General features: G+C 67.5%; 2 protein-coding genes. Both read right to left on the reverse strand.

The window, feature by feature from the left end; genetic code table 11:
* Positions 1-7 precede the first annotated feature (7 nt).
* On the reverse strand, positions 8-7,945 hold the full coding sequence (locus tag ACMGT0_RS22405; protein ID WP_416769837.1) for an amino acid adenylation domain-containing protein: 7,938 nt from the start codon (positions 7,943-7,945) through the stop codon (positions 8-10).
* 1 nt (position 7,946) lies between these two features.
* Positions 7,947-14,465 carry an amino acid adenylation domain-containing protein gene (locus ACMGT0_RS22410; protein WP_416773536.1) on the reverse strand — a complete coding sequence of 2,173 codons (6,519 nt, stop codon included), beginning with the start codon at positions 14,463-14,465 and terminating at the stop codon, positions 7,947-7,949.
* Positions 14,466-14,469 lie beyond the last annotated feature (4 nt).

Here is a 14,469-nt window from a genome sequence, read left to right on the forward strand (position 1 = left end):
TCTCCCGCTATGCGATCAAATTATCGATTTCCTCCGCAGTAAGACGTTTGAGGGCGGCCAGCGATTTAGCCAATTCATCCTGGGCCTGGCCACTTTGGCCGGTTTTCTGCCGGACCGCGCGACTGAAGTCCGCCAGCACCGGCAGCTCGAACAACTCGTTGAGCGACACCTCGATCTGCAACTGGTCACGGATGCGCACCATCACCTGCATGACCAGCAGCGAATGCCCGCCCAGCTCGAAGAAGTGGTCATCCATCCCCACCCGCTCGACCTTCAGCACATCGGCCCAGATATCGGCCAGCTGCCGCTCCTGCTCGGTCTGCGGCGCCACATAGCGATGCTGCAGCTGGCTGGCGTCCGGCTTGGGCAAGGCCCGGCGGTCGAGCTTGCCGTTGGCGGTCAGCGGCATCCGCTCCAGCACCACCAGGTGTGTCGGCACCATGTACTCCGGCAGGTGCTCCCTGAGGTGTGCCTTGAGCCCATCACGCAAGGCCGGGACATCGTCCGCCGTCCAGCCGCTGTCCCTGGGCACCAGGTACGCCGCCAGTTGCCGGCCGCCCGGGCCATCGATGTCGACCACCACCGCCTCGCGCACCGCGGCATGCTGCTGCAGGCGCACCTCGATCTCGCCCAGCTCGATACGGAAGCCACGGATCTTCACCTGGTAGTCCGTACGCCCGACGTACTCCAGCACGCCGTCGGCAGCCCGGCGCCGAACCAGGTCGCCGGTGCGGTACAGCCGCTCGCCCGGCGTCTGGCCGAACGGGTTGGGCACGAAGCTCAGGGCCGTACGTTTCGGGTCGCCCAGGTAGCCGCGGCCAACCCCCAGGCCAGCGATATGCAGTTCGCCCGTGGCGCGCTCCGGCATCGGTTCGAGCAGATCGTTGAGCACACTCAGCCGGTTGTGATCGGTGTCCAGGCCGATCGGCAGATAGGCGCGCTCACGGTCCTGCAACTGCACCCGGTGCAGGGCCACGTCATCGGAACATTCGGCCGGACCATAGGCGTTGATCAAGGGAATGTCCGGGTACTGGCGCAACCAGCGCTCAGCCAGCGCCGGGGCCATTGCCTCGCCCGTGGTCAGCAGGTAACGCAGGCTCGCCAGTCGCGCCACCGGCTGGTCGAGCAGCCCCTGGATCAGCGCCGGCACCACTTCAAGGACGGTGATGCCGGTCTGTTCCACATGCCTGAGCAACGCGGCCGGGTCCTGGACGATGACCGAGGGCACGATCTCGACGCGGGCCCCGCAGAGTGCGGCGGTCAGCAGTTGCCAGACGGAAATGTCGAAGCTCTGCGAAGCGGTCTGGGCGATCACATCCTGTTCGGTCAGCCCCAGGTAGGGCACCTTGCTCAACTGGTTGTTGAGCATACCGCCCTGTTCCACCATCACGCCCTTGGGCAGGCCGGTGGAACCCGAGGTGAAGATCACGTAGGCCAGGTGGCGGGCAGTGATCGCCGGCAGGGCCGCCGGCAACGCAGCGGATGCCGGCTGCTCCAGCACCTGCTCCCAGACCAGCAGCCGCGGCCGGGCCGCTTCGTCGATACGCGCCAGCAACTGCTCGGCCAACGCCCGGCAGGCGCTGCTGCAAACCAGCACGCGGCTGCCGCTGAGGGAGAGGATATCCGCCAGTCGCTGTGCCGGCAGCGAGGGGTCCAGGCCCAGGTAGCCGGCACCGGCCTTGAACCCGGCGACCACCATGCCCAGCAGCGGCAGACCGCGCTCACCGAGCACCGCCACCAGGTCGTCGGCCACCACCCCGCTGGCCTGCAGCGCCACCGCCAGGCGGTCGCTGTGCCGATCCAGCTCGGCGTAGGTCCAGCCCTGCCCCTGGCAAGTCGCCGCCACCTGCTGTGGAACCCGCTGTACGGTGCGGCGGAACAGTTGCGCATAACCCTGGTCGAGGTCGGCGCCAGGCGCATCGTCGGTATCGCGGCCCAGCGCCAGCGGCGCCTGCAAGGTCGCCACCAGGTCCTGGAAGTCCCGGTCGATGCCCTCGGCAAACGCCTGGAGCACCTCGCGCAGGTCGCCCAGCAGGCGTTCGACCGTGGCCTGCTCGAACAGGCGCTGGTCATAGGACAGGTGCAGCCCCAGGCTGGAGCCCGGGTAGATCACCACAGTGAGCGGATAGTTGGTGTGGGTCCGCGAGGAGCCGGACTCGATCTTCAGGCTATCGGCCTGTTCGCCGATGCTGTCTTCGATCGGCGCGTTCTCGAACACGAACAGACTGTCGAACAGCGCCTGGCCCTTGCCGACCTCGCTGCGCCCCTGGATGGTCACCAGATGCAGATGCTCATGCTCGCGCAGCTCGAGGTTGTGCGCCTGCACCCCCTGCAGCCAGGCCTTGACCGTCTGCGGATCGTGCGCGCCGGGAATCCGTACGCGCAACGGAATGCTGTTGATGAACAGCCCGACCGTGGCCTGCATTTCGGGGAGCTCGACCGGACGCCCGGAAACCGTGACACCGAACAGCACGTCGCGCTCGCCGCTGTAGCGGTGCAGCACCACCGACCAGGCCGCCTGCACCAGCGTATTGAGGGTCAACTGGCTGGACTGGGCGATGCGGGACAATTGCTGCGTCTGTTCGCTGCCGAGGAGGGTCAGGCAGTCGCCGGTCGACGAAGTACCGGCATCGCGGCTGATCAGGCGGTCGAACGGCAAGGCGGTCGGCTGCTCGAAACCGGCCAGCTCGCGTTCCCAGAACGTCGTGGAAACCTGCTCGTCGTGCCCCTGCAGCCAGGCGATGAAGTCCCGATAGCGCGGTGGCAGCGGCAGTTGCATGGCGCGCCCTTCCACCTCGGCAGCGTACAGTTCGAAGAACTCCGCCACGATCCCCATGCGGCACCAGGCATCGAGCAGGATATGGTGATTGCTCAGGACGAAGCCATAGCGTTGCGGCCCCAGCTGGATCAACCGCAGGCGGAACGGCACCTCACCGGCCAGGTCAAAGCCCTGTTGCAGCTCGGCGCTCAGCTCCGCGTTCAGGCGGGCTTCGTAGTCGGCGGCATCCACGCCCTGCCAATCCATGAAACGGATATCCGGGGCGACCGTGCGCCGGACGATCTGCACGAGGGTGTCGCCGACATCCCAGCAGAACGAGGTGCGCAGTACCTCATGCCGCTCGACCACCGTGCGCCAGGCCCGGGTGAAGGCCTGCCGGTCGATATCGTGGTCGATCAGGTAGCAGTACTGCATCAGGTAGATACCCGAGCCGGCTTCACGCAGGGTGTGCAGCAGCAGGCCCTCCTGCATCGGCGACAGCGGATAGATATCGGCGATGTCCTGCGCCGCCACCGGCAGGCGCTGCAATTGCTCGCGGCTCAGGCGAACCAGCGGGAAGTCCGATGGGGTCACGCCCTGGCCGGCGCCCGCGGCACAGTGAACGATCAGCGCCTCCAGCTCCCGGGCATACTCGTCGGCCAGGCGCTGCAGGGTCGACGTGTCGAACACCTCGCGGCTGAACTCCCAGTGCAATGCCAGCTCGCCGTCCTGCACCTGGCCATTGATGCTGATCAGGCTGCCCAGTGGCGCCGCCGCGTCCTGGCCCTGGCCGCTGTCCTCGCCGGCGAGCTGGAACAGGCCGTTGTCCTTGTCGACACCCTGCTCGACCTGCCCCAGGTAGTTGAAGACGATGCTGCCTTCGGCCAGGCCCTGCAGGGCCTGGCGCGCCGCCGGCGTGCCGAGGTAGCGCAGCAGGCCGTAGCCGATGCCCTTGTTCGGCACCGCACGCAGTTGCTCCTTGATCGCCATGATCGAACCGCCCAGCGAATCCTCGGGGCTCAGCCGGACCGGATAGAGGGTGCTGAACCAGCCGCTGGTGCGGCTCAGGTCCAGTCCGTCGAAGAGGTCTTCACGGCCGTGCCCTTCAAGACGGATCAGCGTGTCGGGCTGCCCGGTCCAGCGGCCGATGACCCGCGCCAGGGCGGTGAGCAGCAGGTCGTTGATCTGCGTCCGATAGGCGGCGGGCGCCTGCTGGAGCAACTGCCGGGTCAGTTCGCTCCCCAGGCGGGTCTGTACGGAGGCGGCATGGCGCCGCTGCTGCCCGCCTTCCGGGCGGTCACAGGGCAAGGCGTCGCTGACGCCGCGCAACTGCTCCTGCCAGTAGGCCAGTTCCTGCTCCATCAGCGGACTCTGCGCATGTTGGTGCAAATACTCGGCCCAGGTCTTGAGCGAACTGCCGCGGGCCGCCAGGGCCGGCGCCTGGCCCTGGGCGATCGCCACGTAGGCCGATTGCAGGTCCTCCAGCAACACACGCCAGGACACGCCATCGACCACCAGGTGGTGGATCACCAGCAGCAGGCGCTGCCCGCCCGCCGGCAGGTTGACCAGCACCGCACGCAGCAGCGGCCCCCGTGTCAGGTTCAGACTGCGTTGTGCCTCGTCCAGCAGTGCGGCCAGCTCGGCAGTCGACGACAGATCGCGTACCCACAACATCCCGGCCGGCTGCTCCAACCGGTAGCGGGCCCGCCAGCCATCAGCCTGCGCCTCGAAGCTCAGGCGCAGGCCGTCGTGCTGCTCGACCAGCGTCGCCAGTGCCCGCTCGACATGAGCGGCCTGCAGGGTTTCGCGGGCCTTGAGCAACACCGACTGGTTCCAGTGATGCCGCTCGGGGATAGCCGTTTCGAAGAACCGCACCTGGATCGGCAGCAACGGCTGCTCGCCGCTGACCTGCTGCGGCGCCTCGACGGCCGTCTTCTTCTCGATCAGCTTGGCCACCGTCGCCAGTTGCGCGATGGTCTGCTTCTCGAATAGTTGTTTTGGACTGAGCTTGAGCCCCTGGCGCTTGGCCCGGGCGATGATCTGCAGGCTGAGAATCGAGTCGCCACCGAGTTCGAAGAAGTTGTCCGTGCTGCCGACCCGTTCCAGCTTGAGCACATCGGCCCAGACCGCGGCCAGTTTCTCCTCGATCTCGCCCACCGGTGCGACATAACGTTGCTGGGTCGCGCCCGGCACGGGCAAGGCGCGCTTGTCCAGCTTTCCATTCGCGGTCAGCGGCAGGCGCTCCAGCACCACGATGTGCGCCGGTACCAGGTATTCCGGCAACCCTGCCTGCAGTTGCTGGCGCAACGCCTCGCCTTGCAGGGTGAGGCCTTGCGTGGCCACGCAGTAGGCCACCAGTTGCAGGCGCGTGGCATCGCTCTCCAGAGGCAGCGCGAGCACCACCGCCTCAGCCACGCCGTCGAGCCCCAGCAACAGCTGGGCGACTTCGCCCGGCTCGACCCGGTAGCCACGAATCTTCACCTGGTCATCGGCACGCCCCAGGTATTCCACCCGGCCATCGACCCAGCGCGCACGGTCGCCGGCCCGGTACAGGCGTTCGCCCTGCTGCGCCGCGGGATCGGGCACGAAACGCTCGGCGGTCAGCGCCGCCTGCCCCAGGTACCCCAGGGCCAGGCCGGCACCGCCCAGGTACAGCTCGCCCGGCACACGCTCGGCCACCGGGTTCAGGTAGGCGTCCAGCACCTGCGCCCGGTCGTTGGCCAGCGGCTGGCCGACCGGCACCGTGCGGCAGCCGTCCAGGCGCTCGCGCACTTCATGGGTGAGGATCCCGACGGTGGTCTCGGTCGGGCCGTAGTGGTTGATGATCCGGCAATCCGGCGCCAGCTGGCGGACCTGTTCGATCAACGCCCAACTGCTGGCCTCGCCACCGAGGATCAGCAGTTGCCGTGGCAGCACATCAGCCGCACGAGCGGCCTGCAACAGCCCCTGCAGGTGGCTGGGGACGATCTTCAGCACATCGACCTGGTGTTCGTGCATGTAGGCGGCGAAGCTGTCCGGGTCGAAGGCATGTTCATGGGACATCAGGTGCAGCAGCCGGCCGCTGGCCAGGGCCCCGAACAGCTGGGTATGGCCCAGGTCCGCGGCAACGGTCGAGACCAGCGCCAGGCTCACGCCGGGCGCCAGTTGCAGGCGCTGCAACACCGCCTGCACGTAGTTGGCCAGGCCGCGATGGCTGATCAGCACGCCCTTGGGCTGCCCGGTGGAACCGGAGGTGTAGATGATGTAGGCCGGCTGCTCGGGATCGACCTGCAGCGCCAGTGCCGAATCGTCCTGGTCGGCCCATTGCTGGGCGACCGGCGCCAGCGCCGGGCACACGCCCAGGCCGGCCGCCAGGCTATCGCCCGGAGCATGGATCAGCAGCGCCGCTGCACTGTCCTTGAGCAATTGTTGCAGACGCTCGGCCGGCTGGCGGTTATCCAGCGGCAAGTACACCGCACCGGTCTTGAGCACCGCCAGCAAGGTCACCACCCAGTCGACGGAGCGTTCCAGGCACAGCGCAACCACAGCCCCGGCGCCGATACCTTCGGCCAGCAGCAGACGCGCCAGCTGGTTGGAGCGGCGCTCCAGCTCGTCATAGTCGATCAGTTGCGTACCGCAGCGCAGCGCCGGCTGGCCACGCCCGGCCTGCAGGCCCTGCTGCCAGAGCGCGAGGAAGTCCGCGCAGGGGAACGGTGCCTGGGCGGCAGCCGGGTGTTCGGCGGCCGCGCCCGGCTGCTCCAGCAGCGGCGCCTGGGCGGCGCCGACCATCTGCTCCAGCACCTGTTGCCAGGCCCGGGCCAGACGCTCGATCGTGCCGGCCTCGAACAGGTCGGTGGCGTAGGTGAACTCGGCCTCGATGCCCTCCGGGGCATCGGTGAAATCCAGGGCCAGGTCGAAACGTGCATCGGCCACGCCGGTGGCGAATGCCTCGACGCTCAAGGCCGACTGGACCGGGGCAGCGCTGCTGCGCGCGGCCAGCACGTTCTGGTTGATCTTGACCTGGAACAGCGGGTTGTGGCTCAGGCTGCGTTCCGGTGCCAGGGCATCGACCAGTTGTTCGAACGGCAGTTCCTGATGGGACTGCGCGCCGCTCACCACCTGCTTGACCTGTTCCAGCAACTGTTCGAGGCTGTCGCGTTCATCCACCTGGATGCGCAGCACCTGGGTATTGATGAAGAAGCCGATCAGCCCTTCCAGTTCCTCGCGGTTGCGCCCGGCATTCGGCGCACCGATGCGAATGTCCGCCTGGCCGCTGCTGCGCGCCAGCACCACGGCCAGCGCCGCCAGGGCCTGCATGAACACGGTCTGGCCGTTCTGCCGGGCGCGGGCCTTGAGCTGTGCCGAGAGTTGCGGCGGCAGGTTGGTGCGGACAATGGCCCCCCGATGACTGGCCACCGCCGGACGTTCATGGTCCAGCGGCAGCTCCAGCAGCGGCTGTTCCTCGCCCAGTTGCTGCTTCCAGTAGGCCAGTTGGCGCTCGCCCTCGCCGGCTTCCAGCCAGGCACGTTGCCAGATCGCGTAGTCGGCGTACTGGATCGGCAACGGCGCCAGCCCCGCCGGGCTGCCGTTCACCTCGGCCAGGTAGAAGCGGATGAATTCCTGTACCAGCAGCTCGCCCGACCAGCCATCCGAGACGCTGTGGTGCATGCACAGGGTGAGGACGTGCTCATCCTCGTCCAGGCGCCACAGCCGCACCCGCAGCAACGGCCCCTGCAACAGGTCGAATGGTGTCGCCAGTTCGGCGGCCACCCGCTCCTGCAGGCGCGCCTCACGGTTTCCGGCAGGTTCCGCGGCGATGTCCACCCGCTGCAGGACGACCTGCGACTCGTCGAGAATCTCCTGGTGGAACTCGCCTTCGACCGAGACGAAGCGGGTGCGCAGGGCTTCATGGCGATGCACCAGCAGGGCCAGCGCGCGGCTCATCGCCGCCTCGTCCAGGGGGCCGCTCAGGCGCACCGCCATGGGCACGTTGTAGGCGCTGTTGTCCGGGTCCAGTTGCCAGAGGATCAACATCTGCTGCTGGGCGTAGGACAGTGGAATCCGTGCAACGTCATGACGGGTTTCGGTGATCGGCAGCAGCCTGAAGCTCTGCCCGCTCTCGCTCATTTTCTGCAGGATCTGGCGGCGCTGTTCCAGCGGCAGGCCGACGAAGCGCCGGGCAATCCGTTGTGCTGTGGTCTTGTCCATCTCAGGCCTCCGCCATTTCGTTCATCATGCGTTCGATGTCGGACAGCCCGTCATCGGTCAAGGCCAGGCCCGCGTCTTCAAATGCTTGGGAAAATTCGTTCAATTGCGGTTTCTCGAAAATAAGTCGCAGAGGAATGTCGATGCCAAGACCCGAATGAATCCTGGAGATCACCTGGGCCGCCAGCAGGGAATGGCCGCCCAGCTCGAAGAAGTTGTCGTGCAGGCCCACCCGCTCGACCTGCAGCACCTCGGCCCAGATCGCCGCCAGTTGCTGCTCACGCTCGCTGCGTGGGGCCACATAGTCCTGCTGCCAGAGACTCGGGTCCGGCTTGGGCAGGGCCTTGCGATCGAGCTTGCCGTTGGGGGTCATGGGCATCTGCGCCAGCACCAGCAGGTGCGCCGGGACCATGTAGTCCGGCAGGCCGGCCTTGAGGTAGTCGCGCAATTGCCCGCGCAGAACCTGCTGGGTGGCCGCGTCGGCCAGGGCCAGCGCCGGGTCGTTGGGCACCAGGTAGGCCGCCAGCTGCTTGCCCGACGGCCCGTCGATGTCGATCACCAGGGCCTCGCGCACCTGCACATGCTCCTGCAGGCGCGCCTCGATCTCGCCCAGCTCGATGCGGAAGCCACGGATCTTCACCTGGTGGTCGACACGCCCCACGTACTCGATCAGGCCCTCGTCGCGATAACGGGTGACATCGCCGGTGCGGTACAGCCGACCACCACCCTGCTCGTCGAACGGGTCCGGGATGAAGCGTTCGGCGGTCAGCGCCGGACGCTGGTGGTAACCACGAGCCAACAGCGCTCCGCCGATCAGCAGTTCGCCACTGCCGCCCTGCACCGCCGGATTGAACGCCGCGTCGAGGATGTACATGCGCCGTGCGCCCAGTGGTCGGCCGATCGGCATCAGCACCGGCCGGGGCAACTCGCCGCGCACGTAGGGCCCGCACTCCAGGTAACTGGCGGTAATGGTGGTTTCGGTCGGGCCATAGGTGTTGAGCAGGCGGATAGGTTCGAGGCCTGCCTGCTTCCACAGGCCGATGCCCTCGGCCGGCATCGCCTCGCCGGTGGCGCTGACCTGGCGCAGCGCACCGAAGTCACGCAGCCCCAGGCGACAGAAGTCCTGGGCCAGCAGGTACCAGTAGGCGGTGCTCAGGTCGGCCACGGTGATGCCCGAACGCAGCACCTCGCGCTGGAAGGTGGTGCTGTCCCAGACCTCGTTGCCACGCACCACCACACCCGCCCCACGGCACAGGGCCGGGAACAGTTGCTCGACGAAACCGTCGAAGTTCAGGGTGGAGAACAGCAGCACGCGGTCCTGCGGCACCAGGCGGAAGTACTCGATGGCCACCTGGCAGTGGGCGCTCAAGGCGTGGTGTTCAATGGCCACGCCCTTGGGCTTGCCGGTGGAACCGGAGGTATAGATCACATAGGCCAGGTTGTGCAGTTGGGCCGGGCTCGCCAGCGGCTGCTCGTCGTAACCCTGCAGCCAGTCCCCGGCCTGGTCCAGGCACAGCACCGGCAACCCCGCCGGCAGCGGCAACCGCGCCAGCAGCGGGCTGTGGCTGAGCAGCAGGCGAATGTCGCTGTCCTGCATCATGTAGGCCAGACGATCCTCGGGGAATTCCGGGTCCAGGGGCACATAGGCGCCGCCGGCCTTGAGGATCGCCAGCAGCCCGACCACCATGTCCAGCCCGCGATCGACCGCGATACCCACCGCCACTTCCGGGCCGACGCCCATGTCCCGCAGCTTGCGGGCCAGGCGGTTGGCCTGGCCTTCCAGTTCGCGATAGCTCAACTGCTGCTCGCCAAAAACCAGCGCCACCGCCTCGGGAGTGCGTTTTGCCTGGGCCTCGATCAGTTGGTGCACGCACTGCTCGGCCGGGTAATGACCTTCGATCCGGCTCCAGTCCTGCAACACCCGCTGCGTTTCCCGGGCATCGAGCAGCGGCAGTTCGGCGACCGCCTGCTCCACACCATCACTGACAAGGGCCTGCAACAGGTTGCGCCAATGGCCGGCCAGGCGCTCGATGGTGCCCGCGTCGAACAGCGCGGTGGCATAGGTCAGCGATGCGCGCAGGCCCTCCTCGCTTTCGAAGGTGTCCAGGGTCAGGTCGAACTGGGCGGTATGGCTGCCGCTGTCCAGTGCCTCGACCTCGAGGCCCGGCAAGGGTCGCACCGCGCCCTTGAGTTCGGTCTGGTGGTTGTACATCACCTGGAACAGCGGGCTGTGGCTCAGGCTGCGCTCCGGCTGCAGGGCCTGCACCAGGTGTTCGAAAGGCAGGTCCTGGTGAGCCTGGGCGCCCAGGACCGCCTGCCTGACCTGCTGCAGCAACTGGTCGAAGCGGGTATGCAGGTCGAACTCGGCACGCAGTACCTGGGTGTTGACGAAGAAGCCGATCAACCCTTCGGTTTCCACCCGGCCGCGGTTGGCCACCGGCACGCCGACGCGAATGTCGTTCTGCCCCGAATGCCGATGCAGCACGGCCTGGAACGAGGCCAGCAGCAACATGAACAGGGTCACGCCCTGCTGCCGGGCGATGCCCTTGAGCCCCTGGACCAGCGCACGATCCAGTTCGACCTGGGTACGGGCACCGGCATGGCTCTGCAACGATGGCCGTGGCCGATCGGTCGGCAGTTCCAGCACCGGCTGCTCACTGCCCAGCTGATCGCTCCAGTAGGCCAGTTGCCGGGCCTGCTCGCCAGCTTCCATCCAGTCGCGCTGCCAGTGGGCATAGTCGGCGTACTGGAAGGGCAACGGCTTGGGTTGCGGCCGTTGGCCCTGGCTGAAGGCCACATAGGCCTCGATCAGCTCATCGACCATGATCGGCATCGACCAGCCGTCGGACACGATATGGTGCAGGGTCACCACCAGCACATGGCGTTCGTCGCCAAGGCGCAGCAGCCGGGCACGCAGCAACGGCCCCTGCTGCAGGTCGAAGGGTGTCAGCACTTCACGGTCGATGCGTGTCATCAGGGCCGCGGCATCGATATCGCCCAGCACCTCGACCGGCAGATCGAAGGCCGCTGCCGGATGCACCACCTGGACTGCCTCGCCATCGCGTTGGGCAAAGGTGGTGCGCAGGCTCTCGTGCCGCTCGACCAGCGCCTCGAAACTGCGGCGCAGCGCCTGCGGGTCGAGGCGACCGTTCAGGGCCAGGGCGGCCGGAATGTGATAGGCGCTGTTGTCCGGCTCCAGTTGCCAGAGGAACCACTGGCGCTGCTGGGCATAGGACAGCCGCAAAGGCGTCTGGCGATCGACGGCGACAAACGCCGGCGCAGAGGTGCCGCCCCCCTGCCCGGCACTCTCGGCGAAAGCGGCCAGGTCACGGGTCTCGAACAGGCTGCGCAGTTCCACGTCGATACCCAGCACCTGCCGTGCCCGGGCGATCACCTGGGTCGCCAGCAGCGAGTGACCGCCGAGTTCGAAGAAGTTGTCGCCCAGCCCCACCCGTTCGACCTTGAGCACTTCGCTCCAGATCGCCGCCAGTTGCTGCTCCAGCAGGCTGCGCGGCGCGACATAGGCCTGCTGCAACAGCGCGGTGTCGGGAGCCGGCAGGGCCTTGCGGTCGAGCTTGCCGTTGGCGGTCAATGGCAAGGCCGGCAACAGCATCAGGTGGGCCGGGACCATGTAGTCGGCCAGATGCCGTTTCAGGTAGTCGCGCAGCGTCCCTCGCCACGCGGCCTGGCGCTCGGCATCGGCCAGCAGGGTCGCATCGCTCGGTACCAGGTAGGCCGCCAGTTGTCCATCCAGGGCCAGCACCGCGGCCTCGCGGACCTGATCATGCCCCTGCAACCGCGCTTCGATTTCCCCCAGCTCGATGCGGAAGCCGCGGATCTTGACCTGCTGGTCGCGGCGGCCGATATAGTCGACCACCCCGTCGCTGCGCAGGCGTGCCAGGTCGCCGGTGCGATACAGCCGCCCTCCCTGCGGATCGAAAGGGTTGGCGACGAAACGCGTGGCCGTCAGCCCCGCCTGGTTCAGGTAACCACGCGCCAGGCCGGCACCGGCGACATACAGCTCGCCGATGCAACCCGGCGGTGTCAGGTTCAGGGCATCATCCAGCAGGTACCAGGACAGGTCGACGATCGGCTCGCCGATCGGGCTGCCCGCCGACTGGTCGAGGTCGGCCAGCGACAACGGCCGGTAGGTCACGTGCACGGTGGTTTCGGTGATGCCGTACATGTTGACCAGGGTCGGCGCGCGCTCGCCAAAACGTTCGAACCAGGGGCGCAGGCTCTGCACCTCCAGGGCTTCGCCACCGAAGATCACCTGGCGCAGCGCCAGTTCGCGCGGCGACGCCAGCGCCACCGCCATCAGCGACTTGAAGGCCGAGGGGGTCTGGTTGAGCACCGTCACTTGCTCGTCGCACAGCAATGCATGGAAGGCCTCGGGCGAACGGCTGACCGCGTACGGCACCACCACCAGCCGGCCACCATGGAGCAGGGCGCCGAAGATTTCCCAGACCGAAAAATCGAAGGCGTAGGAGTGGAACAGCGTCCAGCTGTCCTGGCTGTCGAAGCCGAACCAGTGCCGGGTGGCGTCGAACAGGCGCAGCACGTTGCTGTGGGGCAGCAGCGCCCCCTTGGGTTTGCCGGTGGAACCGGAGGTGTAGATCACATAGGCCAGGTTATCGACATCGACCCGGACCTGCGGGTTATCCTCGCAACCATCCGCCCCGGCGCTCCCCAGATCCAGGCACTCGACCTCGGTCGGCACCGGCAGACGCTCCAGCAGATGCCCCTGGGCCAGCAGCAGTTTCAGGCCGCTGTCATCGATCATGTGACGCAGGCGTTCCTCGGGATAGGCCGGGTCCAGCGGTACATAGGCACCACCGGCCTTGAGCACCGCGAGCAGGGCCACGATCATTTCCAGCGAACGCTCGGCCGCGACGCCTACCCGCACGTCGGCGCCCACGCCACGGGCGATCAGCCGATGGGCCCAGCGGTTGGCCCGGGCATTGAGTTCGGCATAGGTCAGCCGCTCGCCGGCACAGACCACGGCGACCGCATCGGGACGCCGCTCGGCCTGGTCCTCGATCAACTGATGCAGGCAGCGCCCGACCGGATGCACCTGCGGGGCCGGATTCCAGCGCGCCAGCACCTGCTGCTGTTGCGCCGCATCGAGCAACGGCAATTCGGCGATGCGCTGGCGCGGATCGCTGACGATCGCCCGCAGCAGGCTCGCCCAGTGCTGTAGCAAGGCCTCGACGGTCGCCGGCTCGAACAGGTCGGTGGCGTACTTGAACACGGCCTCGATGCCATGGGCCTGCTCGCTGGTGTCGAGCACCAGGTCGAACTGGGCGGTCTGGCTCTGCCATTGCAGCGGCTCGATCCGCAGGCCGTCCAGATCGGTGCCGGACTTGAGCCGACTCTGCGCCTGGTGATTGAACATCACCTGGAACAGTGGACTGTGGCTCAGGTTGCGGCCCGGCTCCAGGGCCTCGACCAGTTGTTCGAAGGGCAGGTCCTGGTGGGCCTGGGCCTGCTGCACGGTCTGCCAAACCTGGCGCAGCAGCTGCTCGAAGGTCTGTTGCCCATCGACCTCGGCCCTGAGCACCTGGGTGTTGACGAAGAAGCCGATCAGGCGCTCGATCTCCGGCCGCTCGCGATTGGCCACCGGCACGCCGACCCGGATATCGGCCTGGCCGGTGTAACGATGCAACAGGGCCTGGAACGAGGCGAGCAGCACGCTGAACAGGCTGACGCTCTCGCGTCGGGCCAGGGCCTTGAGCCCATCGCCGAGGGCCGGTTCCAGGGTCAGGTTGCAGCTCGCCCCGGCAAAACTGCGGGACACGGGACGCGGATGATCGGTCGGCAACTCCAGCACCGGCTGTTCGCCACCGAGTTGCTGCTGCCAGTAGGCCAGTTGACGCTCCTGCTCCCCCGCCTCCATCCAGTGGCGTTGCCACAACGCATAGTCGGCATACTGGATCGGCAGGGCCGGCAGCTCCAGGGTCAAGCCCTGGCTGAGGCTCTGGTAGCCCTGCACCAGTTCTTCGATCATCACCTGCAGCGACCAGCCATCGGCGACGATGTGGTGCAACGTCAGCACCAGCACGTGCTCGTCGTCCGCCACCCGCAACAACGCGGCCCGCATCAGCGGGCCATTGCGCAGGTCGAAGGGGGCCTGGCCGTGCTCGAGCACGAACGCCTGGACCTGCGCGTCGCCCGCGCCGGCCGCCAGGCGCTCGACCGGCAACTCGAAGGTGCCGGCCGGCAGCACCACTTGCAGCGGCTGCCCGTCGGTCTCGGTGAATACCGTGCGCAGGGGCTCGTGACGCGCCACCAGGGCCTGCAGGCTGCCCTGCAGCGCCGTCACATCGAGCCGACCCTGCAGGCGCAGGGCCATGGCAATGTTGTACGCCGCACTGTGCGGCGCCCATTGCCAGAGGAACCACTGGCGCTGCTGAGCGTAGGACAGGCGCAGCGGCTCATCGGCCGCGCGCTTGAACACCGGCGCGATCTCGAACAGGTTGATGCCCTTCTGCCTGAGCAGAGCGGCCAACCCCTTTCGCTGCATCGCC

It is taken from the genome of Pseudomonas sp. RHF3.3-3, assembly GCF_048069595.1.
GTDB lineage: Bacteria > Pseudomonadota > Gammaproteobacteria > Pseudomonadales > Pseudomonadaceae > Aquipseudomonas > Aquipseudomonas fuscovaginae_B.